The sequence below is a fragment of the Nocardia sp. NPDC055050 genome, assembly GCF_053608345.1.
On sequence record NZ_JBSGVG010000042.1, the window covers coordinates 25,375 to 49,355 of the forward strand.

The window sequence follows — 23,981 nt, forward strand, 5'->3', positions numbered from 1 at the left end:
GTGATGACGCGAGGTCGGCGGTTCCCCGGGCATGCGATGCGCAACGGCGCGGCGGCGTTGTGCGCGGTGCTGTTGTACTACAGCGTGCCGGTGGGCTGGATGTTCGAGCTCGACGCGTGGCCGGGGCGGTTGGTGGGGGTGGTCCTCTTCGCCGGCGGGATCGCGGGGCTGGGCTGGCTGGTCTGGCGGCGGATCGACAACTATCTGCGGGAGCCGACCGCCGCGGGAGCACAGGTCGACGGATTGCTGCTGCTCGTATGCATCGTCGGTGTGGTGTTCGCCCTGTTCTACTACCGCTTGCAGCAGCTTCATCCGGATCAGTTCGCCGGGCTCGAAACTCGCACCGACGCACTGTATTACACGCTCGTCACCCTCGGCACCGTCGGATTCGGCGACGTGCACGCCGTCGGTCAGGCCGCGCGCATCGCCACGATGGTGCAGATCGTGTTCGACCTGGTGGTGCTCGGCACCCTGCTCACCATCATCACTACCAGCGTGACCGGCCGGATCCAGGCCGCGACCCGTGCCGCGCACAAGGTCAGCGGCGATGCGCCCGATACCACTCGATGAGCTCGTCGGTCGACGAATCACCCACCGACACCGGCTTTTCCGGTCCGCTCAGCAGCGGCATCAGGGCGAGGGCCTGCTGCTTGCCCAGCTCGACACCCCACTGGTCGAAACTGTCGACACCCCAGATGATGCCCTCGACGAACACCTGGTGCTCGTAGAGCGCGATCAGCTGACCCAGCGCCGACGGCGTGAGCTCCGCCGCCAGGATCGTGGTGCTGGGCCGGTTGCCCGGCATCACCTTGTGTGGCACCAGTTCCGGGTCGGTGCCCTCGGCGCGGATCTCCTCGGCGGTCTTGCCGAACGCCAGCACCTTCGACTGCGCGAACAGGTTGCTGATCAGGATGTCCTGCATGCTGCCGGTGCCGTCGCGGGTCGGCAGGTCGTCGGTGGACCTGGCGAAGCCGAGGAAATCGGCGGGGATCAGGCGGGTGCCCTGGTGGAGGAGCTGGTAGAAAGCGTGCTGGCCGTTGGTACCCGGCTCGCCCCAGAAGATCTCGCCGGTCGACGAGGTGACCGGGGTGCCGTCGGCGCGGACCGACTTGCCGTTGGACTCCATCGTCAATTGCTGGAGATAGGCGGGGAATCGGGCCATGTCATTCGAATAAGGCAGGACCACACGGGATTCCGCGCCGAAGAAATTCGAGTACCAGACACCGAGCATCGCCAGCAGGACCGGCGCGTTCTCCGCCAGCGGCGCGGTGGCGAAATGCTTGTCTATGGCGTGCATTCCGCTGAGGAATTCCGCGAACTGGTCCTTGCCGATGGTCACCATCACCGAGAGGCCGATCGCCGAATCCACCGAGTAACGGCCGCCGACCCAATCCCAGAAGCCGAACATGTGCGCGGTGTCGATGCCGAAGGCAGCCACGCGTTCCGCGTTCGTCGACACCGCGACGAAATGCTTGGCGACCGCTTCCTCACCGAGCGCGTCGACCAGCCAGCGGCGCGCGGCGGTGGCGTTGGTGAGGGTTTCCAGCGTCGAGAACGTCTTGGACGCGACAATGAACAAGGTGGTGGCCGGATCGAGGCCGGTGAGCTTGGCGACCAGATCGGCCGGGTCGACATTCGAGACGAAACGGGCACCGATGCCCGCGTCGACGTAGTGGCGCAGTGCGCGATACACCATGTCGGGGCCCAGATCCGAGCCACCGATGCCGATATTGACGATGGTCTCGATGCGTTCGCCGGTCGCGCCGCGCCACGCGCCCGAGCGCACGGAATCAGCGAATTCGCCCATCCGGCGCAGGACGTCGTGCACCTCGGCATCGGCGTCGGTGCCGTCGATGCAGAGCTGGTCGCCGACCGGTAGGCGCAGGGCGATATGGCCGACCGCGCGATCCTCGGAGGTGTTGATGTGCTGGCCCGCGTACATCGCGTCGCGGCGTTGCGGCACACCCGCCGTGCGCGCGAGATCGACGAGCAGGCGCAGGGTTTCGCGGGTCACGCGATGTTTGCTGTAGTCGATGTGCAGGTCCGCCACCTGCATCGTCAGCTCGCGACCGCGTGCCGGGTCATCGGCGAACAGCTGCCTCAGGTGCATCGGCGCAACGGTGCGGTGATTGCTGTGCAGTGCCTGCCAGGCCGCCGACGCGGTGATGTCGCTGCTGCTCACGAGCCGAGGGTACCGCGTTACCGGCGGGCAGGCGCGCGGGTGTCGACGACCCCGACAAGCCACCGGTACGGTCTGGGAGTGTGCCGGGCACGAGGCCCCACCGCCTCCCACTGCCGCGCACGCGACGCAGGGCCGAGAGCTGCCAGTCGAGCTCCCGGACGACGCGCTACATTCTCGGAGAGGCGGGACAGTGTCTGAACGCGATGTACTCGAATTCGTACCCAAGGGTTTGTGGATCGGCTCCGGTCCCGTCGACGCCACCGGGGGTGGCACTTTCGACGTACACAATCCGGCCGATGGGACGGTGATCGCGCAGGTCGCCGACGCGACTCCCGAGGACGCGATGCGGGCGCTGGACGCGGCCGTCGCGGCGGGACCGGCGTGGGCGGCGACGCCGTCGCGGGAGCGGGGCGAGATCCTGCGGACGGTGTTCGAGCAGCTCACCGCGCGAGCGGAGGAATTCGCGCTGCTGATGACGCTCGAGATGGGCAAGGCACTGTCGGAGAGCCGCAACGAGGTGCGCTACGGCGCCGAGTTCTTCCGCTGGAACAGCGAAGAGGCCGTGCGGATCCACGGGCGGTATCTGAACGCGCCGTCGGGAACCGGGCGGATCATGGTCGCCAAGCAGCCGGTGGGTCCGTGCCTGGCGATCACACCGTGGAATTTCCCGCTGGCCATGGGCACCCGCAAGATCGGGCCCGCGCTGGCGGCGGGCTGCACGATGATCGTCAAGCCCGCCTCGGCGACGCCGCTGACCATGCTGGCGCTGGCCGAGCTCTGTAGCGAGGCAGGCCTGCCCGACGGGGTGCTGTCGGTGATCACCACCCAGCGTTCCGGGGCCGTCACGGGCCCGCTGATCGACGATCCGCGGCTGCGCAAGCTCACCTTCACCGGCTCCACCGAAGTCGGTAAGAAGCTCGTTGCGGCGTCCGCGAACCGGCTGCTGCGCACGTCCATGGAATTGGGCGGCAACGCGCCGTTCGTCGTGTTCGACGATGCCGATATCGACGCCGCCGTGGCCGGTGCGATGCAGGCGAAGCTGCGCAACGGCGGCGAAGCCTGCACCGCCGCCAACCGGTTCTACGTCCAGCGCGGTGTGGTCGCCGAGTTCACCGAGAAGTTCGTCGCCGCGATGGCCGACACCGTCGTGATGGGCCCCGGCACCGACGCCGCGACCACCCTCGGCCCACTGGTGAGCGAGGATCAGCGCGAGATCGTGAGCGACCTGGTCGACGATGCTGTCGCCGTGGGCGCGCGAGCGTTGATCGGCGGCAAGGTTCCCGGCGGTCCAGGGTGGTATTACCCCGCCACGATCCTGGGCGATGTCCCGCCGTCCGCCCGCATCCTGCGCGAGGAAGTGTTCGGTCCGGTCGCCCCGATCGTCGCGTTCGACACCGACGAGGAGGGCGTCGCCGCCGCGAACGACACCGAATACGGGCTGGTCAGCTACGTGTTCACCCGAGATCTCGACCGTGCGCTGCGCATCTCGGAGGCGATGGAGAGCGGCATGGTGGGCGTGAACCGCGGCGTCATCTCCGACCCCGCCGCCCCGTTCGGCGGCGTCAAGGAATCGGGCTTCGGTCGCGAGGGCGGCACCGAGGGCATCGAGGAATACCTGAACACCAAATACATCGCCCTGACCTGAGCCGGACAGAAAAATAACCGCCCCGGGGATGGTGTCGCACCCGGGGCGGCTTTTCGGAAGCGGCGAACTGGCTGGTCCGCCGCATGGTTTGTGGTCTGGGGGCTAGCGGCCGAGACGGCCGCGGCCGAGGCGGAGCAGGAGCATGGCGAGGGTGTGGCCCTCCTGGCCCAGCTCACTGAAGCGCTCGAGAACTTTCATCTCACGGCTGTGGACCAGGCGCGTACCACCGGAGGCCATCCGGGTGCGGCCGATGATCCGGGAGATCTCGCTGCGGCGTTTGATCGCGGCGAGGATCGTGGCATCGAGCTGATCGATCTCGAGGCGGAGCTTGTCGATCTCAGCTTCGGACTGCGGCAAGGCCGAATCGGAGCCGGTGGTCGTAGCAGGGGTGCTCATCATTCATCTCCTCGTGTCAGAACTTGGATCGGTCAAACCGAACGGCCTGTTACCCGATCTGTTCCGTCACCCTGAAACTTTTCCCGATGGGCAGTACTGGATCCCCCCGGGAGTGCGCGATCAGTACTCCCCGCCACGATATCGGATCGGCTGCCGACCCGGACATGCGGAGAAGCGCTGACCATGTGGCTCAGTCTGCCACGGGGCGCTAGGTAGGCAAAACAGTTCTGTTTGTGAATTCGCTGAGAACGTTCACCAAGCGTCGCCCGCGTCGACCTGGCCGGGTTCACCGGAAGTTTGCCCGGCTGTCGCTGTCCGGTCATCGCGGCAGCGGCAGTTCGCGGCTTGTCGGTGCCCGCCGGTAGCGTGGACACACGATGGATATCACGGTCGCTCCCCACGCCTCAGCCACCGATCCCAGCGAACCCGCGCCCGCGGCGAAGGGTGCCGTGCCAGCGCCTCGGGACGGGGGTGGCACCGGCGTGTCCGCGCTGGCTCAGGCGGCGGCGAGAAACAGCGCCGACCAGTCACAGCGTCGTCAGGAGCGGGAACAACAGCGCGCCGAGGAGATCGAGCGTCTGCTCGACGGGCTCAACCCGCCCCAGCGTGCCGCGGTGATGCACGCGGGCTCCCCACTGCTGATCGTGGCGGGCGCGGGCTCGGGCAAGACCGCCGTGCTCACCCGCCGGATCGCCTATCTGCTCGCGGCGCGCGGCGTACGCACCGGGGAGATCCTGGCCATCACCTTCACCAACAAGGCCGCCGCCGAGATGCGGGAACGGGTCGCGGGGCTGGTCGGTCCGCGGGCGGCCAGCATGTGGGTGTCGACCTTCCATTCCAGCTGTGTGCGCATTCTGCGGATGCAGGCGGCCCTGCTGCCCGGCCTGAATTCGAATTTCTCGATCTACGACGCCGACGATTCTCGTCGGTTGCTCACGATGATCAGTCGCGATTTCGAGATCGATACGAAGAAGTATTCGGCGCGTTTGCTGTCGACCGCCATTTCGAATCTGAAGAACGAACTGATCGGTCCGGAAAAGGCCGCCGCCGACGCCGAAGCCGACGACACCGAACTGCCCGCGCTGGTCGCCCGGGTCTACGCCGAGTACCAACGGCGACTGCGCACGGCCAACGCGATGGACTTCGACGATCTGATCGGCGAGACGGTGGCCCTGCTGCAGAACCATCCCCAGGTCGCCGAGTACTACCGGCGCCGGTTCCGGCACGTGCTGGTCGACGAGTACCAGGACACCAACCACGCCCAGTATGTGCTGGTGCGTGAGCTGGTGGGGCACCACAGCACGGCGCAGGAGCAGGCGGTCGAGCCGAGCGAGCTGTGCGTGGTCGGCGACGCCGATCAGTCCATCTACGCGTTCCGTGGCGCCACCATCCGCAACATCGAGGAATTCGAACGCGACTTCCCGGACGCGGAAACCATTCTGCTGGAACAGAACTACCGCTCCACCCAGCACATTCTGTCCGCCGCCAACGCGGTGATCGCGCGCAACGAGGGCAGGCGCGAGAAGAAACTGTGGACCGATTCCGGCGAAGGTGAACTGATCACCGGCTACGTCGCCGACAACGAGCACGACGAAGCGTCCTTCGTCGCCAAGGAGATCGATCGGCTCGTCGACACGGGCGAGGCCAACTACGGCGACGTGGCGGTGTTCTATCGCACCAACAACAATTCGCGTGCGCTGGAAGAGATCTTCATCCGCATGGGCCTGCCGTACAAGGTCGTCGGTGGTGTGCGGTTCTACGAGCGCAAAGAAGTGCGCGACGTGGTTGCCTACCTGCGCGTGCTGGAGAATCCCGAAGACGCGGTGAGTGTGCGCCGCATTCTCAACACTCCACGTCGCGGGATCGGCGATCGTGCGGAGGCGTGCGTGGCAGTGCATGCCGAACAGCGCGGTATCGGTTTCGCCGCGGCGCTGCGTGATGCCGCCGAGGGCAAAGTCGCCCTGCTGAATACCCGCGCGCAGCGGGCCATCGCGGGATTCCTCGATCTGCTCGACGAGATCCGGGTGGCCGGAAAACGGGCCGACAGCGACTATCCCGATGTGGGCAATGTCGTCGAGGCAGTGCTCGACCGCACCGGATATCGCGGTGAATTGGAAGCCTCCGACGATCCGCAGGACGGTGCGCGGCTCGACAACCTCAACGAATTGGTCAGCGTCGCACGCGAATTCAGTTCCGAGGCATTCAACAACGCCGAGGCCGCCCGTGAGGAAGGGCTGGTGCCGGAGGCGGGCGACGGCGAACCCGAGCCGGGGTCGCTGGCTGCGTTCCTCGAGCGGGTGTCGCTGGTCGCCGATACGGATCAGATCCCCGATGAGGGCACCGGCGTGGTCACCATGATGACGCTGCACACAGCCAAGGGGCTGGAATTCCCGGTGGTCTTCGTGACCGGCTGGGAGGACGGGCAATTCCCGCACATGCGGGCGCTGGGGGACCCGAACGAGCTGGCCGAGGAACGTCGTCTGGCCTACGTGGGGATCACGCGGGCTCGCCAGCGGCTCTATCTCTCGCGCGCTGTGGTGCGGTCCGGCTGGGGGCAGCCGGTGTCGAACCCGGAATCCCGTTTCCTGCAGGAGATCCCGCAGCATCTGCTGGATTGGCGCAGATTGGAGCCGGTTGTCTCGCCGGTGCAGCGCGGGCGGCGCCGGGGTGAGGACAGCGGGTTCGATCGGGATTGGACCAGTGGGAGTGGCTGGGATCAGCGGCCGGGTGTGCGTGGCGGATCCGGCGAGCGCCGGCCCGCGCCGGGCGGGGCGGTGAAGCGGAACAACACCGAACTCGTTCTTGCCGTGGGGGATCGGGTTACCGATGACAAGTACGGGTTGGGGCGGGTTGTGGCCGCCGATGGGGTGGGGCCGTTGGCTACGGTGACCATCGACTTCGGGTCGGCGGGCAAGATTCGGCTGATTCCGCAGTTCAGCCGGACGATTGTGAAGTTGTGATGGTGGGCCCCCGCCCACGCTCCCGGCATGCGGAGCGTGGGCGCGGGTCGGGTCAGTGGGGCAACAGGTCTGTCAGGGCCTCGTCGAGGGTGGGGTAGCGGAAGTCGAAGCCGACCTTGTGGAGGACTTCGGAGGTGGCGTGGCGGCCGGTGAGGCCGAGTGCTGGGTCGGTGCGGAGGAAGACGGCGCCGACGGTGAGCACTGCCTTCGGCGTGGGGGGTGATGGGGGGCGGTGCAGGATTCGGCGGAGGGTGGCCATGAGTTCGGTGTTGCGGACCGGGAATTCGGTGGCGGCCACGAGGATGCCGTCGGGGAGGGTGACGGAGGGGTCGAGGCCGAGGGAAGCGCGGACGATGGCCAGCCAGTCCTCGATGTGGATCCAGCTGAACCATTGATCGCCGGGGCCTACGCGACCGCCGAGACCTGCCTTGGTGAGCTGGCCCAGGCGTTTGAGGGCGGGGGCGTCGGGGTCGAGGACGATGGAGGTGCGCAGGATCGTCCAGTGGTCGGCGCGAGCGGGGTCGAACGCCTCCTCCCATGGCTGGGCGACGCCGGTCATCTGCGGGAGGCCGACGGGCAGAGGAGTTGTTTCGGTGCACCGGGTTTCGCCCGCGTCGGACCAGATGGCCGTAGTGCTCGCCTGGACCCAGTAGTCGACGGGGGTGTCGCGCAGGCGGGCCGCGGCGACGAGAGCAGTGGTGGAATCGACTCGGCTGGAGCGTAATTCGGCGACATTGCGTTCGGTCGGCCTGCAGTCGACCAGTTTCCCGGCGAGGTTGATCACCGCGAGGCGCCCTGGTTCGCGCAGTTCGGCGGACCAGGAGCCGACCGAGCGGCCGTCCCACTCGGTCTGGCGGAACGGCAGATCCGGGTTGCGGCGGCGGGTCAGCAGGGTGACACGTTGTCCGCGGCAGGTCAGATCGGCGGCGATCTGGAGACCGAGCGCGCCGGTGCCACCGGCGATGACGACATTCAGCGCGTCGTCGACGGGAGCCAGTCCGGCCAGCCGGGCCAGCCGCGAGAAGTTCACGCGCGCATCGGTTTCGATGAACGGACGGACTATGGTGCGCGCCGCGGCGGCGGAAGGGCCGGTGAACCGCAGTTCCTGGGTGATCTCGGTGCCGCCGTCGCGCGGAGTCAACCGCCAGGTGAGGTGCATGGTGCCCGCGGGTTCGGGCTGCTCGATGCCGAGCTCACGATTCGGTTCGAACACGGTGACAGTGAACGGTTCCGCGAACCGCCCGTGAATCCGCGCGGAGACCTTGCCATCGGGGAGATAGTCGCCGGTGGCGCCGACGGCAACCGGCCCGTGCATCCGCACCGACCGCACCCCGGGGTTCCACTCCGGCCACTGCTCGAGATCCCCGAGCACCCCCCACACCAATTCCGGTGCGAGCCCGATGAACTGCGTGTACTTCGTCGTACCAGCCATAGCCGAAACGCTAACCCCGCCACCTGCTCAGGGGAAGCGTGCCGCTGGTCACGCAACAAGACCGTCCACAAGCTGCCTCGATTACGCAACAGCCGGGCGAACAAAAGATGATCGGTCTTTTTCACCGACCACGCGTCGGCATCCCGACGGCAGTCACAGCAAGCCGACCAGTACTGAGGTCCGGCCTGAATTCATGGGAAGGCGGACCGCGAGTTATCCCTGTTCTTACCGGTGATCACTAATCGCGCTGGGCGCCGAGGCTGATGCCGCGGGTGGCCAGCCACGGGACCGGATCGATCTTGTCGGTGCCGTTGAGCCAGACCTCGAAGTGGCAGTGCGGGCCGGTGGAGAAGCCGCGGTTGCCCATCGTGGCGATCTGGTCGCCCGCCATCACGCGCTCGCCCTGCGAGACGGTGGCGGTGTCGATGTGGCCGTAGATGGTGACGGTGCCGTCGTCGTGCAGGACGCGGACCCACATGCCGAAACCGGACGCCGGGCCCGCTTCGATGATGGTGCCGTCGGCGACCGCGTAGATCGGGGTGCCGATCGGTCCCGCGACGTCGATGCCGAGGTGCTGGACGCCCCAGCGGGCGCCGAAACCGGAGGTGTAGTTGCCCGCGGCGAACTTGGTGAACAGGGGCCGCAGCTTGGCGGATTCCTGGGCGGCGAGGTCTTCGGCGAACTTGGCGCCCTTGGCCAGGATGTCGTCGAAGTGGTTCTTGTCGGCGATGGTGGTGGCGTCGAGTACCTGGGGTGCCGCGCCGGTGCCCGGGTCGCCGACGTCGGCCGTGCTCATGGACTGGGCGGCGATCTCGTGGACCTGACCCGCTGCCTCGTAATCGATACCGTGCGCGGGCTGGCCCGGATCGGCCATGGCCGCCTGACCTGCGGCGACAACCGCGCCGGCGGCGACGGCGATGACCGCGGCGCGGCCCTTCAGCGCGGCGGGCGGTGCGGGGACGCGGTGTGCGCCACCACGCCGTTCGGCGCGGCGCGGCGCGGGGGATTCTTCCGCGGTGGTCTCTTCGGCCGCGGGCGCCCAGTCGGTGCCGTACGTGCCGGTGTCATAGGACTCGTCCGCGGTCCATTCGTCCTCGGCGGGCGTCCACGCCGCGTCGTCGGACCACGAGTTCTGGTCGCGCCACGCGTCGTCGGTCTGCGGCCATGCGGCGGCGGGAGCCCGGCGGGCCTGCGGATGCGACGTGTATTCGTCGGCGTACCGGTAACGGTGGCCGGAGTTGGTGCGATTTTCGACTGGAAGGGTGGAGCGGTGGTTCATCGGCCGTGCCGATTCGCCAGCTGTTCCAAGCGAGTACTGAAGTACCTCAAGCTTGTCGTCCTCCTCAGTCCTGACTTGCCAGTCGTGACCTGGTTGTCGTGACCTGGTTGTGACTTCGACCGCATTGACGGTAACGAAGCGATTGCAGAGTGGCAAGCGCTGGTTGAAAACCTACACGCGTGTGTGACATTCGTCACCGTAACGCCATGGAATATCTCACCGTTTTCCGGCATCTCGGGTGAGGTCTGTCGACGACATAACGTAGTAGATGCCGGGGGGTTCCGGTTTTAGGCGGCCCGACCTGCCAAGGCGTTGTGAAACATCCAAAAACTACTCGCCAGTAGCCTTGGCCAGCGGTTTTCCGGGGCTCCCGTTATGGGTCGTGACCTGCGCCACTTACTATGAACGTGGTCGTTTACCCCTCCCCGTGACTAGCTACAGTCCGATCCGACCCGCTACCGACGTCGGGCCGCCAACAAAGACGTTGTCATAGCAACGCAGACGAGACGGTGAGTACATGGATCTCTTCGAATATCAGGCGAAGGAGCTCTTCGTTAAGCACGGAGTGCCTTCGTCCGAGGGTCGTGTTTGCGACACGGCCGAAGAAGCACGCGCCATTGCCGAGGAAATCGGCAAGCCCGTGATGGTCAAGGCGCAGGTCAAGGTGGGCGGCCGCGGCAAGGCTGGCGGCGTCAAGTACGCGGCCACCCCGGAAGACGCGTTCACGCACGCGCAGAACATCCTCGGCCTCGACATCAAGGGCCACATCGTCAAGAAGCTCCTGGTCGCCGAGGCCAAGGACATCGCGGAGGAGTACTACATCTCCTTCCTGCTCGACCGCTCCAACCGCACCTACCTGGCCATGTGTTCGGTCGAGGGCGGCATGGAGATCGAAGAGGTCGCGGAGAAGACTCCCGAGCGCCTCGCCAAGATCGCCGTCGACGCCGTCAAGGGTGTCGACCTGGCCTTCGCCCGTGAGATCGCGGAGAAGGGCCACCTGCCCGCCGACGTGCTCGACGCCGCGGCCGTGACCATCCAGAAGCTGTGGGAGGTCTTCGTCAACGAGGACACCACCCTGGTCGAGGTCAACCCGCTGGTGCGCACTCCCAACGACGAGATCCTCGCCCTCGACGGCAAGGTCACCCTGGACGAGAACGCCGAGTACCGGCATCCCGACCACCTCGAGTTCGCCGACGTCGACGCGACCGACCCGCTCGAGCTCAAGGCCAAGGAAAACGACCTCAACTACGTCAAGCTCGACGGTGAGGTCGGCATCATCGGCAACGGCGCCGGTCTGGTCATGTCCACCCTGGACGTCGTCGCGTACGCCGGTGAGAACCACGGCGGCGTGAAGCCGGCCAACTTCCTCGACATCGGCGGCGGCGCTTCGGCTTCCGTGATGGCCGCGGGCCTGGACGTCATCCTGGGCGACGCGCAGGTCAAGAGCGTGTTCGTCAACGTCTTCGGTGGCATCACCGCCTGTGACGCGGTCGCCAACGGCATCGTGGGCGCCCTCGAGGTGCTCGGTGACGCGGCCACCAAGCCGCTGGTCGTTCGTCTGGACGGCAACAACGTCGTAGAGGGTCGCCGCATCCTCGCCGAGGCCAACCACCCGCTGGTGACGCTGGCCCAGACCATGGACGAGGGCGCCGACAAGGCCGCCGAACTCGCCTTCAGCGCCAAGTAAGGAACAGCGAACATGTCCATCTTCCTGAACAAGGACAACAAGGTCATCGTCCAGGGCATCACCGGCGGCGAGGGCACCAAGCACACCGCGCTGATGCTGAAGGCGGGCACCAACGTCGTCGGCGGCGTGAACGCGCGCAAGGCCGGCACCACGGTCAAGCACACCGACAAAGACGGCAACGCGATCGAGCTGCCCGTGTTCGCCTCCGTCGCCGAGGCGATCGAGAAGACCGGCGCCGACACCTCCATCGCGTTCGTGCCGCCCGCCTTCTCCAAGGACGCCATCATCGAGGCCATCGACGCGGAGATCCCGCTGCTCGTGGTCATCACCGAGGGCATCCCGGTGCAGGACTCCGCCTTCGCGTGGGCCTACAACGTCGAAAAGGGCGAGAAGACCCGCATCATCGGCCCGAACTGCCCCGGCATCATCACCCCCGGCGAGGCGCTGGTCGGCATCACCCCGAACAACATCACCGGCAAGGGCCCGATCGGCCTCGTGTCGAAGTCGGGCACCCTGACCTACCAGATGATGTACGAGCTGCGTGATTTCGGTTTCTCGACCGCGATCGGCATCGGCGGCGACCCGGTCATCGGCACCACCCACATCGACGCCATCGAGGCGTTCGAGAAGGACCCCGAGACCAAGATCATCGTCATGATCGGCGAGATCGGTGGCGACGCCGAGGAACGCGCGGCCGCGTACATCAAGGCCAACGTGACCAAGCCGGTCGTCGGCTACGTCGCCGGTTTCACCGCGCCCGAGGGTAAGACCATGGGCCACGCAGGCGCCATCGTCTCCAGTGGTGGCGGCACCGCGCAGGCCAAGCAGGAAGCGCTCGAGGCCGCAGGCGTGAAGGTCGGTAAGACGCCGTCCGCCACCGCCGCGCTCGCTCGCGAGATCCTGGAGAAGGCGTCCATCGCTTCTGCGTGATCTGAAATCTCACACTGTCGAAGGCCGCCTTCAGGTTTAACCTGGGCGGCCTTCGTCGATTCATCCACAGGCGGTGGTTTATCCACAGCCTGCATCGGTAGGTGATGACCGGGGCCGTGGCGTGCAGTAGCGTCAGGTATCGGATCAGGCACCAGTCAGTTCGACGCGACCGATGCGCACGACTCGACAAGGAGACGACGAGACATGTCATACCCGACCGGGGGCTCCGGGTACAACACACCCGCGACACCCGCCGCGCCTCAGGGCCCGAGTACCGGAGCCGCCGCGGCTTCGCCATCGACCGCGACCGGTTCGGATGGCAAAGGACTGCCGTTCATCCTGACCGCGGCCGCCGCCGGACTCGGCGTCGTCACCTTCCTCCTCGGCTTCGCGCCGTATGTCGGCTTCACCGCGCTGCGTGAGACCACCACCGGCAGCATGTTCGAGTCGAGCAGCGGCGCCCTCGCGACGCTGATCCTGGCCGCCGCCTTGCTGGCCGGGCTGTCGTTGCTACCCAAGCAGAACGTTCTCGGCGTCGCCGCGGCGCTGGCCGTGGCCTCGTTCCTCGGCGTCGTGGTCTCGCTGATCAGCGTGGGCGAGGGCATGGAACTGCAGTGGGGCGCGTTCGCGGTGGCCGCGTTCTCGTTCATCGTCGCCGTGCTGCTGGTGCTGGCATTGCTGTTCGGGCTCGGCATCATCAAGGTGCCGGCGCCGAAACCGGCCCAGCCGCAACAGCAGCAGAACCAGTACGGCCAGTACGCCCAGCAGGGTTACGGCCAGCAGGGCTACGGCCAGAGCACCGGCCAGCAGCCCTACGGGCAGACCGGTTACGGCCAGGCCCAGACCGGTGGGCAGTACCCGACGCAGTCGCCGTCGCCGTACGGCCAGCAGAGCCAGCCGTCGGTGCCGCAGGCGCAGCAGCCGGCCTACGGCCAGCCGGGCCAGCAGTCCTACGGTCAGCCGGCACAGCAGTCGCCGTACGGCCAGCAGTACGGTGCCCCGCAGGCGCAGCAGCAGCCCTCGCCGTATGGTGCTGCGCCGCAGGCACAGCCGCGTCCCGACGAGAGCGCGACGCAGACGTTCGGCGGGCAGCAGCAGGGCCAGCCGTTCGGTGCGCCGACCTACGGTGGCGCGCAGCCGTCGTCGCCCGGTCAGCCGCAGCCGTTCGGTGGCGAGCAGACCGCCGACCCGGCGGCCGATGCGACCACCGCGTTCCGTCCGAACGACGACAACAAGTAAAACCGACGGCTGCCGCACGGTGGTTCTGTTTCGAGCGCCCCCCCAGCGGAACGCCTGTGGGCTCGCGGCGCGCCTGACCCGCGGCCGCCGGGGAAGCTGCCACGCTGAATTGTCATGAGCTCCCGTAACGCCCTCGTGCGCCGGACCTCCGGGTCACGCGGCACCGGGGAGACAGTCGCCGCATCACCGCCCGGGCAGGAGCCCGGCTGGTGGTCGCTCTCGCCCGAGCGGGCGCGAACCCTGCTGCTGGTCGCGGCGAGGCCGACGATCACCGCCTTGGCGGCGACGGTGCTGCTCGTCCTCGTGGTCATGCTCACCACCGGCACCGATCTCACCAGTGCGCCCGCCGCGGTCGCCGCGACGTGGCTTGCCGCCCACCAGGTTCCGCTCACGGTCGGCAGGACGACCCTCGGCCTGCTGCCGCTGGCGCCGACGGCCGTGCTGGTCTGGCTGGCCGCCCGCGAATGCGCGCGGGCCGTTCCGAACCGCCCCACTCCCGTCGAGCTGGGCTGGTTGACCGGTGCCGTGCTGGCCGGACCGCTGCTGATGACAGCCGTCTGCCTCGCGGTCACCGGCGATGCCGCGGGTGTCACCCCGCTCGAATCCTCGGGTCCGATCGCGGCGTTCGGCTGGGTGTTCGTGCTGTATCTGTTCGCGGCCGCCGCCGGGATCGCCGGCCGGGCGTGGAGTTCGGTGTGCGCGCTGGTGCCGATCGAGATCCCGGAATGGGCGGTCCTCGGCGCCCGCGCGGCGCGTCGCACCGTGTTGCGCATGCTCGGCTGCGCCGTGCTGGCCACCGTGATCTCCTTCTTCGTGCATCTGTCCCGGCTCGACGGTGCCTTCCAGCAGGCCCACAACGTCACCGACGTGCTGGGTATGACCTTGCTTTCCCTGCTCTATCTGCCGAATGTGGTGATCGGCGCGGCGGGGATCCTCAGCGGCGCCGCGGTGCTGTTCGGAGCGGGCTCGGTCGGGCTGTTCGGCGTGACCGGCGGGCACATGCCGGTCCTGCCCGCGCTGATTCCCGTGCCGGAAGGCCCCGCGTCCCCGTGGTGGGCGGCGCTGCTGCTGGTCCCGCTCGCCGTCGGCGTGCTCGGCGGGATCGAACTCGGCCGCACCAGCGATGACCGGCCCGGCGCGCCGTGGGCGACGCTCACCTGCGCCGCGCTGTCCACGCTGACGTTCCTGATGCTCGCGATCCTCGGCAGCGGTCAGCTCGGCGCCGTCGGGTGGGTGGGCGTCGATCTGCTGATGCTGGTCGTGCTGATGGTCACCTGGTTCGGTTTCGGCGGCTTCGTCGGCATGGTGTTCGCCCGCCGCTTCCTGGCACCGACCGCGCCGGCCGAGGTGTACGACGACTACGACGACGCAGACGACTACGAGGACTACGACTACTACGACGAGGACGAGTACGACGACGAGGACGACGATCCCGACGAGTACGCCGATGCTGTCGAATACGACGATCCCGCAGTCGAAGTCGACGGCGAACTGGTCGAGGACTTCGACGACGACCTCGAAGTGAGCATCGCCGCGCCCGGCTCGACCGACGAGCCCGCCGACGACATCGTCGACGTCGAAGTGGTCGAGTCGGACCTGCCGGACGAGGACAAGACCCCCGGTCGCTAAGCTCGACCCGGCGCCTGTCGCCATCGCCGCCGCCCGATCACACGCAGGAGTAGAGCGCTGACGTCCTCGTTTGCCCCGTGGAAGCCCGCCAGAACACCGGCCACCGTCGTCGTTCTGGCCTCGGGCACCGGCTCGCTGCTCAACGCACTGCTGGCCGCCGCACGCGAGCCCGGCTACCCGGCGCAGATCGTGGCCGTCGGTGTCGACCGCGACTGCCCGGCCACCGCGCACGCCGAGGCCGCCGGTGTGCCGCACTTCAAGGTGGGGCTCAAAGACTATTCCGACCGGGACGCCTGGAACGTCGCCCTCACCGAGGCCGTCGACGCGCACAAGCCCGATCTGGTGGTCCTGGCCGGCTTCATGAAAATCCTCGGCCCCGCGTTCATGGAACGTTTCGGCGGCCGGCTCATCAACACCCATCCCGCGCTGCTGCCGTCGTTCCCCGGCGCGCACGGGGTGCGTGACGCGCTCGCCTACGGCGTCAAGGTCACCGGCTGCACCGTGCACCTGGTCGACGCGGGCGTGGACACCGGCCCGGTCCTCGCGCAGGAAGCGGTCGCCGTGATGCCCGGCGACGACGAGGACACGCTGCAGGAGCGCATCAAGGTTGTCGAGCGACGGTTACTGGCGGAGGTCATCGCCGCCGTCGCGACGCGAGGCATTGTCTCCGACGGACGAAAGGCAGAAATACCAGTGAGCGAGCACGCCGGTGAGTGAACGTAAGGCGATCCAGAGGGCGCTGGTGAGCGTCTACGACAAGACCGGGCTCGTCGAGCTCGCCACCGGGCTGCACGCGGCCGGTGTGGAGCTGGTGTCGACGGGGTCTACCGCGGGCAAGATCGCCGAGGCCGGGATTCCGGTCACCAAGGTCGAGGATCTGACCGGGTTCCCGGAGACCCTCGACGGCCGGGTCAAGACGCTGCATCCGCGCGTGCACGCGGGCATCCTGGCCGACACCCGTCGTGCCGAGCATGTCGAGCAGCTCGTGGAACTGGGTGTCGAGGCGTTCCAGCTGGTGGTGGTGAACCTGTACCCGTTCACCCAGACCGTGGCCAGTGGCGCGAGCGTCGACGAGTGCGTGGAGCAGATCGACATCGGCGGACCGTCGATGGTGCGTGCCGCGGCGAAGAATCACCCGTCGGTGGGTGTGGTCGTCGACGTCACCGACTACGACGACGTGCTCGCCGCGGTGAAGTCCGGCGGGTTCACCCTCGCCGAGCGGACCGCGCTGGCGGCCAAGGCCTTCCAGCACACCGCGAGCTACGACGTGGCCGTCGCGAGCTGGATGGGCTCGGTCGCCGTGCCCGCCGTCGCCGAGGAGACCGAGCAGTTCCCCGGCTGGGTCGCCGGTTCGTGGGAGCGCGCCGCGGTGCTGCGCTACGGCGAGAACCCGCACCAGGCCGCCGCGCTGTACACCAGCAACGACGGCACGGTCGGGATCGCGCAGGCGAAGCAGTTGCACGGCAAGGAGATGTCGTACAACAACTACACCGATGGTGACGCCGCCTGGCGGGCCGCGTTCGACTTCGACGAGCCCGCGGTCGCGGTGATCAAGCACGCCAACCCGTGTGGCATCGCCGTGGCAGGCGATATCGCCGAGGCGCACCGCAAGGCGCATGCCACCGACCCGGTGAGTGCCTACGGTGGCGTGATCGCGGCCAACCGTGAGGTGAGCGTCGAGATGGCCGAGCAGGTCGCCGAGATCTTCACCGAGGTGATCATCGCCCCCGGGTACGCGCCCGGTGCCGTGGAAGTGTTGCAGCGCAAGAAGAACGTGCGCGTGCTGGTGGCCGACGCGCCGCAGCGCAAGGGCGTGGAGCTGCGCCCGATCAGCGGCGGTGCGCTGCTGCAGGACCGCGACGTTCTCGACGCCGAGGGCGATGATCCGGTCAACTGGACTCTCGCCGCGGGCGACCCGGCCGACGTCACCACCCTGGCCGACCTCGAATTCGCCTGGCGCGCATGCCGTTCGGTGAAGTCGAACGCGATCCTGCTCGCCGAGGACGGCGCCGCGGTCGGCGTCGGCATGGGCCAGGTCAACCGTGTCGATTCCTGCAAGCTCGCCGTCGAGCGCGCGGGTGAGCGTGCGAAGGGTTCCGTCGCCGCCTCCGACGCCTTCTTCCCGTTCTCGGACGGGCCGGAGATCCTGGTGGCCGCGGGTGTTCGCGCGATCGTGCAGCCCGGCGGTTCGATCCGCGACAAGGACACCATCGAACTCTGCAAGGAAGCCGGCGTCACCCTGTACCTGACAGGCGCACGCCACTTCGCTCACTGAGTCCGAACCCGAAACGGGTGCCGCACCGAATCCTCGGTGCGGCACCCGTTTCGGCTATCCGGGGTCGACTACCTCGCGGCTGCCCAGCGGGGAACTCAAGGGGATTTCCAAGGTGCCGAAGACGGCGTTCATGGTGCACATCTTGTTCACGGAGTCCGCTCGGGTCCCGGAGCGCAGGGATACGGTGACCACCTCGGCGGTTTCGGTGACGGAGGCGTCCACGGCGTAGCACTCGGGGTTGCCGGTCTGGAAGTTGACGCTGATCTTGTTCTCGCTCAGCCGGTTCCAGGACGTGAACGGGATCGGGTGCGGGTTGACGAGGGTGGGATCCGCGGTGAAGGGCTGCCCGATGCCGGGGTTCGGGTCTTCGGGCCGGGTGTTTGTTGTCGATGTATTCGGTTGGGGCGCAGCATCATCCGAGGATCCGCAGGCGGTGAGCGGTGCGATCAGCACGGCCACGGCTGCCGCGGCGGCGGTGTAGCGCGACATCGTTCTCATGGTGTCGACCCTAGACGGCCCGGCCCGGCCGTGAACTTTCCGCGAACCCTGCGCATAACTCCTCCATTTCCCGGCCGCGGCGACTACATTCGGCTTCGATGCGGCTCTGCGGCAATCGGCCGGCATCTTCTGTTGGGCTGAAGCAATTGGCGATCTTCGAAAGGAACAACGTGGCCGACACGCTGCGCGTAGGCGAAGAACTGGGACTGGGGCAGTCCCTGACCGGCGGTGCGTACACCCTGGCTCTGCAGCCGGATGGCAACCTGGTGCTGACCGAGCCCGACGGCAACGTCGTCTGGGCCGCCATGACGCACGGGCAGGACGCGCAGCGCGCGGCCCTGCAGCACGACGGCGACTTCGTCGTCTACAGCGGTGGCGGCGCGCGTATCTGGGCGACCGACACCAGCGGCAAGAACGTCGAGAAGCTGGTCGTGCAGCCCGACCGCAACGTCGTGCTCTACGGCACCGACGGCTCGGTCGCGTGGGCCACCGCCACCAACACCGACAACCCGCTGCCCGCGCCGGAGCCGGTCGCGGCGTCCCCGATCGCCGAGGAGGTCCCGCCGCCGCCGGCCGCGCAGACCTACACGGTCGAGTCGGGCGACACCCTGTGGGCGATCTCGGAGCGCTTCTACGGTGACGGCAACCGCTACCAGGAGATCGCCGCGGCCTCCGGTATCGACAATCCGGATCTGATCAACGCCGGTCAGGTACTGACCATCCCGTAAGGCGCAGACGAAAGTGGCCCCGAGGCAACAGCTTCGGGGCCATTCTCGTGTTCACGGCGCTACTTGGTGGTGGTGAACGGCAGCAACGCCATCTCCCGCGCGTTCTTCACCGCGACGGCGACCTGACGCTGCTGCTGCGGGGTCAGGCCGGTGACGCGGCGGCTGCGGATCTTGCCGCGATCGGAGATGAAGGTCCGCAGCAGGTTGACGTCTTTGTAGTCGACGTACTCGATGCCCGCGGCGATCAGCGGATTCTTCTTCGGCTTACGCCCCTGGTCGGCGCGTGCCTTCTTGGACGGTGCTCGCTTCACTGCCATGGGATATTCCTTCTCACGAATCAGTTTGGGGAGTCTCTACCAGCTCGATTTGTGGACCCCGGGAAGCTCACCCCGATGGGCCATCTCGCGCACACGAACACGGGAGAGGCCGAACTTGCGGAGATAGCCGCGTGGGCGGCCGTCAGCAGCGTCCCGATTGCGCAATCGTACCGGACTGGCATTGCGTGGCTGGTTGCGCAGTTCGGCCTGGGCGGCCGAGCGTTCGGCCTCGCCGGTGCTCGGCTTGCGGATGATCTCCTTGAGCTCGGCGCGCCGGGCCGCGAACCGTTCGACGATCTCGCGCCGCTGCTCGTTGCGGGCGATCTTGGATTTCTTCGCCATCAGCGCTCTTCCCGGAAGTCGACGTGGCGGCGCACGACGGGGTCGTACTTGTGCAGAACCAGCCGGTCGGGGTCGTTGCGGCGGTTCTTGCGGGTGACGTAGGTGAAGCCGGTGTCCGCGGTGGACTTCAGCTTGACGATCGGCCGGATATCGGTCGCTTTCGAGGCCATGTTCAGCTCCTAGATCTTGTCCCCACGAGCGCGGATGCGGGCCACCACGGCCTCGATCCCGTCGCGGTCGATGGTCTTGATGCCCTTGGTGGAGACCGTCAGCGTGATGCGGCGGCCCTCGCTGGGCAGGTAGTAGGTCTTGTGCTGGATGTTGGGGTTCCAGCGTCGGTTGGTGCGCCGGTGCGAGTGGGAGACGGCTTTTCCGAAGCCGGGCTTGCGACCGGTGACCTGGCAGTGGGCCGACATGCGACCTCCTTCCATGGTTATGACAACCATTTTCGACAACGATTATTCCGCACTGTACAGTCGCCGTGAGGTAAATGAAAATCATTGTCGAAAGGGGTATCGGGTGCTGGACCAGTCAGACCGGAGAACGCCCGTGGTGCTGCTGGCCGGCTTCTCCGGACCCGCCATGGGCGGCGTCGAGCACATCGCGGCGACGCTGAGCGAGGACGCGGGCACCGTGGTGGTGCATCACGACCTCGCCGAGCTACGTGAGGGAGTGGTGCGGCGCACGGTGCGGACCGCGGGCAACGTGAGCACCACGGTGCTCGAACTGGCGCACGGGTGCGTGTCGTGCACGCTGCGCGCCGATCTGCTGCCGATGCTGTGCACGCTCGCCACCCGCGATCACGTCGAGCGGATCGTGCTCGCGCTGGATCCCGGCATCGAGGCGGAGGCGCTGTGCCACGCGATCGAGCATGTCGAGGTCAGCGGGGTGGCCGATCGTGTCGACGGGCCCGCGGGCCGCAGCGTACGGATCGAAGCCGTGCTGACCTGCCTGGACGGGCAGCAGTGGCTCGCCGATGCCACCGGTGACGAGGTGCTGGCCGATCGCGGGCTCGCCTCGGCCGACGATGAGCGCACGGTCGCGCAGGTGGCTGTCGGCCAGGTCGACTTCGCCGACGCGCTGGTGGTACTCACCGCGGGCGCCGACGCGCTCGATCACGAGCGGCTGGCAGCCGTGCTCGCCCGCCTCGCACCCGCGGCGCCGGTCGCCTGGCTACCCGACCTGTCCGGCTTCGACGCCATCGAGATCGGTGCGCTGCTGACCCGCGTGCCCGCGGACTCACGCCGGGGCCGGATCTTCGACGCGCACGCACCGCTGCTGCGGGGACAGCCGCCGCTGAGCACCGACTGCGGCGTCTCGATCGTCGAATTCGCCGCGCGCAGGCCGTTTCATCCCGAGCGGCTGCACGAAGCCCTCGACGTACTCCTCGACGGCGTGGTCACCGCCCGCGGCCGGATCTGGCTGGCGACCCAGCCCGACCACGTGGTCTGGCTCGAGTCGGCCGGTGGCGGGCTGCGGGTCGGCGGCGCCGGTCGCTGGCTGGCCACGATGAGCGCCGAGGAACAGGCCGGCGCCGACCCGGATCGGCGGGCGATGGGCGCGCTGGGCTGGGACGAGCGATTCGGCGATCGCGATGTGTCGCTGGTGATCCTGGCTCACGACGCGGACCCCGCCGAGATCCGGCACGCCCTGCACTGGGCGCTGGTCGAGGACGACGAACTGCTGCTCGTCGACCGGGCGCCGGAACGAGTCGCGTTGTGGGAGGACCCCTTCGGCGACTGGCATCAAGATCCCTGCGCCGATCCCACCGAGGCAACGGCCTCGGCGAGCGAGCGCACAAACCCGAGAGGAGAAACGGCATGAAAGCGGGCATCCACCCCGACTACCACCCCGTCGTGTTCGAGGACGCGAGCACCGGCAAGCAGTTCCTGACCAGGTCGACCGCGAACAGCGACCGCACGATCGAATGGGCCGACGGGAACACCTACCCGCTCATGCTGGTCGACGTGACCTCGGATTCGCACCCGTTCTGGACGGGCACCGCCCGCAACCTCGACACCCAGGGCCGGGTCGAGAAGTTCGAGCGCAAGTACGGAAAGCGCTCGCGCGCAGGCAAGGAAGGCTGAATCATGGCGGTCCCCAAGCGCAGAATGTCGCGCTCGAACACCCGAAGCAGACGCGCGCAGTGGAAAGCGGAAGTCCCGCAGCTGGTCCCGGTGACAGTGGGCGGTGTCGAGTACCGAGTACCACGCCGCATCGTCAACGCCGTCCGCAAGGGCATGATCGACCCCGCCCGGCTCTGACGCCGACGACAACGGCCTGCCGGAACCGCCCGGCAGGCCGTTGCCTGTCTCTACCGCCCTGGGTTTGCGGCCCGCGTCATCCTTCTCGTTCGGCCAGCGCTACGAGGGTCGCGGCGAGCTGGAAGAACTTGTTGTTGCCCAGGTCGGCGATGGTCTTGATCTTCAGCGCCTCGAGCAGTTGCTTGTCGTGCGCCTCGGTGAGGCCGGCCAGCGCCGACGGGGGCGCGGCGAGAATTTCGGCGAGCGTCTTGTTCTCGAATTCCTTGTCGAGGACTTTGTCGAGCACCACGTTGACGGCCATGCGAACTCCTTCGAACGAACCTTGGATGTGCCGGGCGAGACGGATGCGCCCATCAGCGACCATAACTCGGTTGGCGCACCAGGTGGTGGGCTTCCGGGGGCTCGGCGGTTCGTTCTGCCCTGCCATCTGTCCAGGGGACTTACTGCGGTGCTGTTCTGCCTGTTCAGGGCCCTAGGGAAGGGTGTGGGGCAACCGCCCCGTTAACCGTGTGATGCACGCCACTTGGCACGAACGCGCGCAAGGGCTTGCGGAGTATTTGCTGACGGTCGAATTACCAACTCTCGGTTTGTTTTTCGCCACAAGAAAATTCCCGAACCACTGATGCGGAGTCCCTCACAGGTATGTACTCTCGTGCGGGAGGGCGGGTTCCCCGAGTATGGGGAACCCGCTCATCGCCACTTCAGAGGCGGTTTTCGCGGCAGTTCGCCGCAGGTTGCGAGAGCTCGGATCAGCGGGGCGGAAGACCGGAAATATTCCGACAAACCGGACGTTAGCTGGTTGCGGTCAACGGGCCGGAACGGGCTGACGCACCGGGACCGCGACATCGCGTCGATCCGGCGCCACCAGCACCGCGGTGATCGGCACGGTCAGGCCGAGCGCACCGATCACGAACATCGGGAACACCAGGTCGAACAGGGGCATCCCGGCCGGTGTCCGGATACCCGGATCGATCGCGAAGCTCAGCGCGGCGATGGCCGTGTAATACACCGCCGCGACGCCGAGCGCGAACAGCACCGACACCAGCACCCGCATCGGCACCCGCCGGACCACCTGCGATACCCACAGGGTCGCGGTGCACAGCGCCATCGACACCAGCACCGACACCCCGATGAGGCCGAGTGACTCGTCGACGGTGCCCTGCACGGCGAGCGCGTCGAGGGTCAGATAGGTCGACAGTCCGATGCTCAACCCCATCGTCAGCCCACCGATGATCAGCCGCGGCACCTGGGGGGTCCGGCCACTGATCAGCAATCCGGCCAGGACGCCGACCACCGCGATGGCCAGTGCCGCCGCACCGAGCGCGACGTTGTAGCGCATCGTGCTGTCGTTCACCCGCATCGCCAGCAGCGCGACGGAATTCGCCAGCCACAGCCCGACCCCGCCGAGCGAGACCGCGGCCATCGTCAGCCAGATCAGCCGGAACCGGATCGAGTACTTCGCATGCCGGATACAGGCGAACGCCACCAGCGCGCCGAGCGCCGACAGGTCCAACGCGAGCCACGCGATCCCGGTGCCGTGCGCGAATGTCTCGGCACCGGTCGCGGCGAGCAGATCAGGCACGCCTGCCCGCTCCTTCGAACTGCTGCGGCTCGAGCTGGGCGATGGCGTATTCGGTCACCGCCGCCAGTGCCTGACGGACCTCGACGGCATTGCGCGCGTCGATGTCGACGATCGGGATGCCCTCGCGCACCGAGAGCGCTTCGCGCAGTTCGGCGATGGGGAAGCGCGGAGCGTTGGGGAAGCGGTTCACCGCGATCAGGAACGGCAGTCCACGCGCCTCGAAGAAGTCGACGGCGGCGAAACTGTCTTCCAGCCTGCGGGTGTCGATCAGCACCACCGCGCCGATGGCGCCCCGGATCAGGTCGTCCCACATGAACCAGAAGCGCTTCTGGCCCGGGGTGCCGAACAGGTAGAGCACCAGGTTGCCGGGCAGCACGATGCGCCCGAAATCCATGGCCACGGTGGTGGTTTCTTTTTCCGGCGTCTCGGCGAGATCGTCGATGCCGTCGGAGAAATGGGTCACCATCGCCTCGGTGCGCAGCGGCACGATCTCCGACACCGCACCGACGAAAGTCGTTTTACCGGCGCCGAATCCGCCCGCTACGACGATCTTGGTCGACGCGACCCGTTGTTCTTGTGCCGGCGGGCGCATGCCA

The 23,981-nt window shown here is 67.6% G+C and carries 25 protein-coding genes; 13 read left to right on the forward strand and 12 right to left on the reverse strand.

Translation table 11 applies throughout. The annotated features are described in order from the left end of the window. Positions 1-3: 3 nt before the first annotated feature. Entirely contained in the window at positions 4-570 is a 567-nt protein-coding gene (locus tag ACWGCN_RS30215) for a potassium channel family protein (RefSeq protein WP_378993286.1), read from the forward strand. Here the strand turns inward: ACWGCN_RS30215 and pgi are convergent. Then, on the reverse strand, positions 539-2,182 hold the full coding sequence (gene pgi, locus ACWGCN_RS30220) for a glucose-6-phosphate isomerase (protein WP_452459096.1): 1,644 nt from the start codon (positions 2,180-2,182) through the stop codon (positions 539-541). The genes ACWGCN_RS30215 and pgi overlap by 32 nt on opposite strands. A gap of 190 nt (positions 2,183-2,372) precedes the next feature. On the opposite strand from pgi, the gene ACWGCN_RS30225 reads away from it, so the two are divergent. Further along, the gene (locus ACWGCN_RS30225; protein ID WP_378993284.1) at positions 2,373-3,827 is read left to right on the forward strand and encodes an NAD-dependent succinate-semialdehyde dehydrogenase; all 1,455 of its coding nucleotides are present in this window, start codon (positions 2,373-2,375) and stop codon (positions 3,825-3,827) included. A 102-nt stretch (positions 3,828-3,929) separates the two neighbouring features. Here the strand turns inward: ACWGCN_RS30225 and ACWGCN_RS30230 are convergent, their stop codons facing one another. Further along, a complete protein-coding gene (locus ACWGCN_RS30230; protein WP_056816138.1) occupies positions 3,930-4,223 on the reverse strand; it encodes a chorismate mutase in 294 nt (97 codons plus the stop codon). Positions 4,224-4,600: 377 nt separating this feature from the next. On the opposite strand from ACWGCN_RS30230, the gene ACWGCN_RS30235 reads away from it, so the two are divergent. Further along, a complete protein-coding gene (locus tag ACWGCN_RS30235; protein ID WP_452459095.1) occupies positions 4,601-7,183 on the forward strand; it encodes a UvrD-helicase domain-containing protein in 2,583 nt (860 codons plus the stop codon). Positions 7,184-7,235: 52 nt separating this feature from the next. Here ACWGCN_RS30235 and ACWGCN_RS30240 read toward each other — a convergent pair whose 3' ends face one another. Continuing rightward, positions 7,236-8,615, reverse strand: a complete 1,380-nt coding sequence (locus tag ACWGCN_RS30240) for a DUF1731 domain-containing protein (protein ID WP_452459094.1) — start codon at positions 8,613-8,615, stop codon at positions 7,236-7,238. A 238-nt stretch (positions 8,616-8,853) separates the two neighbouring features. Then, positions 8,854-9,894, reverse strand: a complete 1,041-nt coding sequence (locus ACWGCN_RS30245; RefSeq protein WP_378993280.1) for a M23 family metallopeptidase — start codon at positions 9,892-9,894, stop codon at positions 8,854-8,856. A gap of 517 nt (positions 9,895-10,411) precedes the next feature. On the opposite strand from ACWGCN_RS30245, the gene sucC reads away from it, so the two are divergent. The 6 genes from sucC to purH all read left to right on the forward strand — a co-directional run bounded on the left by sucC (position 10,412) and on the right by purH (position 17,654). Then, positions 10,412-11,581, forward strand: coding sequence for an ADP-forming succinate--CoA ligase subunit beta (gene sucC / locus ACWGCN_RS30250; RefSeq protein ID WP_358109230.1), 1,170 nt, complete (start codon positions 10,412-10,414; stop codon positions 11,579-11,581). A gap of 12 nt (positions 11,582-11,593) precedes the next feature. Continuing rightward, the gene (gene sucD, locus ACWGCN_RS30255) at positions 11,594-12,511 is read left to right on the forward strand and encodes a succinate--CoA ligase subunit alpha (RefSeq protein WP_378993277.1); all 918 of its coding nucleotides are present in this window, start codon (positions 11,594-11,596) and stop codon (positions 12,509-12,511) included. A 204-nt stretch (positions 12,512-12,715) separates the two neighbouring features. After that, positions 12,716-13,750 (forward strand): DUF5336 domain-containing protein, encoded by a 1,035-nt coding sequence (locus ACWGCN_RS30260; protein WP_378993276.1) that lies wholly within the window; start codon positions 12,716-12,718, stop codon positions 13,748-13,750. Positions 13,751-13,864: 114 nt separating this feature from the next. After that, positions 13,865-15,379, forward strand: a complete 1,515-nt coding sequence (locus tag ACWGCN_RS30265) for a cell division protein PerM (protein WP_452460475.1) — start codon at positions 13,865-13,867, stop codon at positions 15,377-15,379. A 36-nt stretch (positions 15,380-15,415) separates the two neighbouring features. Next, positions 15,416-16,096 (forward strand): phosphoribosylglycinamide formyltransferase, encoded by a 681-nt coding sequence (gene purN / locus ACWGCN_RS30270; RefSeq protein WP_378636340.1) that lies wholly within the window; start codon positions 15,416-15,418, stop codon positions 16,094-16,096. Continuing rightward, complete coding sequence (gene purH, locus ACWGCN_RS30275) at positions 16,089-17,654, forward strand: bifunctional phosphoribosylaminoimidazolecarboxamide formyltransferase/IMP cyclohydrolase (RefSeq protein WP_378993273.1); 1,566 nt, start codon at positions 16,089-16,091, stop codon at positions 17,652-17,654. Before purN ends, purH begins: the two co-directional genes overlap by 8 nt. Positions 17,655-17,708: 54 nt before the next feature. Here the strand turns inward: purH and ACWGCN_RS30280 are convergent, their stop codons facing one another. Continuing rightward, complete coding sequence (locus ACWGCN_RS30280; RefSeq protein WP_452529148.1) at positions 17,709-18,152, reverse strand: hypothetical protein; 444 nt, start codon at positions 18,150-18,152, stop codon at positions 17,709-17,711. Between the two features lie 170 nt (positions 18,153-18,322). Between ACWGCN_RS30280 and ACWGCN_RS30285 the strand changes: the two genes are divergently transcribed. Beyond that, positions 18,323-18,880: a LysM peptidoglycan-binding domain-containing protein gene (locus tag ACWGCN_RS30285; RefSeq protein ID WP_452460464.1), complete on the forward strand. Its 558-nt coding sequence runs from the start codon at positions 18,323-18,325 to the stop codon at positions 18,878-18,880. A gap of 59 nt (positions 18,881-18,939) precedes the next feature. On the opposite strand, the gene rpsR is transcribed toward ACWGCN_RS30285, so the two are convergent. Genes rpsR through rpmB form a run of 4 tightly spaced genes read right to left on the reverse strand, consistent with a single transcriptional unit; the run spans position 18,940 to position 19,955 of the window. Continuing rightward, the gene (gene rpsR / locus ACWGCN_RS30290; protein WP_067449582.1) at positions 18,940-19,197 is read right to left on the reverse strand and encodes a 30S ribosomal protein S18; all 258 of its coding nucleotides are present in this window, start codon (positions 19,195-19,197) and stop codon (positions 18,940-18,942) included. A gap of 36 nt (positions 19,198-19,233) precedes the next feature. Beyond that, positions 19,234-19,539 carry a 30S ribosomal protein S14 gene (rpsN, locus tag ACWGCN_RS30295; RefSeq protein ID WP_378993269.1) on the reverse strand — a complete coding sequence of 102 codons (306 nt, stop codon included), beginning with the start codon at positions 19,537-19,539 and terminating at the stop codon, positions 19,234-19,236. Then, positions 19,539-19,709, reverse strand: coding sequence for a 50S ribosomal protein L33 (rpmG, locus tag ACWGCN_RS30300; RefSeq protein WP_452460463.1), 171 nt, complete (start codon positions 19,707-19,709; stop codon positions 19,539-19,541). Before rpmG ends, rpsN begins: the two co-directional genes overlap by 1 nt. Before the next feature lie 9 nt (positions 19,710-19,718). Further along, positions 19,719-19,955, reverse strand: a complete 237-nt coding sequence (gene rpmB, locus ACWGCN_RS30305) for a 50S ribosomal protein L28 (RefSeq protein WP_194826729.1) — start codon at positions 19,953-19,955, stop codon at positions 19,719-19,721. 103 nt (positions 19,956-20,058) lie between these two features. Between rpmB and mrf the strand changes: the two genes are divergently transcribed. Genes mrf through rpmF form a run of 3 tightly spaced genes read left to right on the forward strand, consistent with a single transcriptional unit; the run spans position 20,059 to position 21,803 of the window. Further along, entirely contained in the window at positions 20,059-21,363 is a 1,305-nt protein-coding gene (mrf, locus tag ACWGCN_RS30310) for a ribosome hibernation factor-recruiting GTPase MRF (RefSeq protein WP_387445796.1), read from the forward strand. Next, a complete protein-coding gene (locus ACWGCN_RS30315; protein ID WP_378635925.1) occupies positions 21,360-21,626 on the forward strand; it encodes a type B 50S ribosomal protein L31 in 267 nt (88 codons plus the stop codon). Before mrf ends, ACWGCN_RS30315 begins: the two co-directional genes overlap by 4 nt. 3 nt (positions 21,627-21,629) lie before the next feature. After that, positions 21,630-21,803 (forward strand): 50S ribosomal protein L32, encoded by a 174-nt coding sequence (gene rpmF, locus ACWGCN_RS30320; RefSeq protein WP_378635926.1) that lies wholly within the window; start codon positions 21,630-21,632, stop codon positions 21,801-21,803. A 76-nt stretch (positions 21,804-21,879) separates the two neighbouring features. Here the strand turns inward: rpmF and ACWGCN_RS30325 are convergent, their stop codons facing one another. The 3 genes from ACWGCN_RS30325 to ACWGCN_RS30335 form a co-directional block, all read right to left on the reverse strand. Next, entirely contained in the window at positions 21,880-22,104 is a 225-nt protein-coding gene (locus ACWGCN_RS30325; RefSeq protein ID WP_336084385.1) for a hypothetical protein, read from the reverse strand. 504 nt (positions 22,105-22,608) lie between these two features. Beyond that, positions 22,609-23,385, reverse strand: a complete 777-nt coding sequence (locus ACWGCN_RS30330; RefSeq protein ID WP_452460294.1) for an MHYT domain-containing protein — start codon at positions 23,383-23,385, stop codon at positions 22,609-22,611. Then, positions 23,378-23,977: a GTP-binding protein gene (locus tag ACWGCN_RS30335; RefSeq protein WP_266295760.1), complete on the reverse strand. Its 600-nt coding sequence runs from the start codon at positions 23,975-23,977 to the stop codon at positions 23,378-23,380. Before ACWGCN_RS30335 ends, ACWGCN_RS30330 begins: the two co-directional genes overlap by 8 nt. Positions 23,978-23,981: the final 4 nt, after the last annotated feature.

What these genes read in the sequence shown, in the direction of transcription:
- ACWGCN_RS30215 (WP_378993286.1), top strand. Translation starts at nt 4, where the DNA reads ATGACGCGAGGTCGGCGGTTCCCCGGGCATGCGATGCGCAACGGCGCG.
- ACWGCN_RS30230 (WP_056816138.1), bottom strand. Translation starts at nt 4,223, where the DNA reads ATGAGCACCCCTGCTACGACCACCGGCTCCGATTCGGCCTTGCCGCAG.
- ACWGCN_RS30235 (WP_452459095.1), top strand. Translation starts at nt 4,601, where the DNA reads ATGGATATCACGGTCGCTCCCCACGCCTCAGCCACCGATCCCAGCGAA.
- ACWGCN_RS30240 (WP_452459094.1), bottom strand. Translation starts at nt 8,615, where the DNA reads ATGGCTGGTACGACGAAGTACACGCAGTTCATCGGGCTCGCACCGGAA.
- ACWGCN_RS30245 (WP_378993280.1), bottom strand. Translation starts at nt 9,894, where the DNA reads ATGAACCACCGCTCCACCCTTCCAGTCGAAAATCGCACCAACTCCGGC.
- sucC (WP_358109230.1), top strand. Translation starts at nt 10,412, where the DNA reads ATGGATCTCTTCGAATATCAGGCGAAGGAGCTCTTCGTTAAGCACGGA.
- sucD (WP_378993277.1), top strand. Translation starts at nt 11,594, where the DNA reads ATGTCCATCTTCCTGAACAAGGACAACAAGGTCATCGTCCAGGGCATC.
- ACWGCN_RS30260 (WP_378993276.1), top strand. Translation starts at nt 12,716, where the DNA reads ATGTCATACCCGACCGGGGGCTCCGGGTACAACACACCCGCGACACCC.
- ACWGCN_RS30265 (WP_452460475.1), top strand. Translation starts at nt 13,865, where the DNA reads ATGAGCTCCCGTAACGCCCTCGTGCGCCGGACCTCCGGGTCACGCGGC.
- ACWGCN_RS30280 (WP_452529148.1), bottom strand. Translation starts at nt 18,152, where the DNA reads ATGAGAACGATGTCGCGCTACACCGCCGCCGCGGCAGCCGTGGCCGTG.
- rpsR (WP_067449582.1), bottom strand. Translation starts at nt 19,197, where the DNA reads ATGGCAGTGAAGCGAGCACCGTCCAAGAAGGCACGCGCCGACCAGGGG.
- rpsN (WP_378993269.1), bottom strand. Translation starts at nt 19,539, where the DNA reads ATGGCGAAGAAATCCAAGATCGCCCGCAACGAGCAGCGGCGCGAGATC.
- rpmG (WP_452460463.1), bottom strand. Translation starts at nt 19,709, where the DNA reads ATGGCCTCGAAAGCGACCGATATCCGGCCGATCGTCAAGCTGAAGTCC.
- rpmB (WP_194826729.1), bottom strand. Translation starts at nt 19,955, where the DNA reads ATGTCGGCCCACTGCCAGGTCACCGGTCGCAAGCCCGGCTTCGGAAAA.
- ACWGCN_RS30315 (WP_378635925.1), top strand. Translation starts at nt 21,360, where the DNA reads ATGAAAGCGGGCATCCACCCCGACTACCACCCCGTCGTGTTCGAGGAC.
- rpmF (WP_378635926.1), top strand. Translation starts at nt 21,630, where the DNA reads ATGGCGGTCCCCAAGCGCAGAATGTCGCGCTCGAACACCCGAAGCAGA.
- ACWGCN_RS30325 (WP_336084385.1), bottom strand. Translation starts at nt 22,104, where the DNA reads ATGGCCGTCAACGTGGTGCTCGACAAAGTCCTCGACAAGGAATTCGAG.
- ACWGCN_RS30335 (WP_266295760.1), bottom strand. Translation starts at nt 23,977, where the DNA reads ATGCGCCCGCCGGCACAAGAACAACGGGTCGCGTCGACCAAGATCGTC.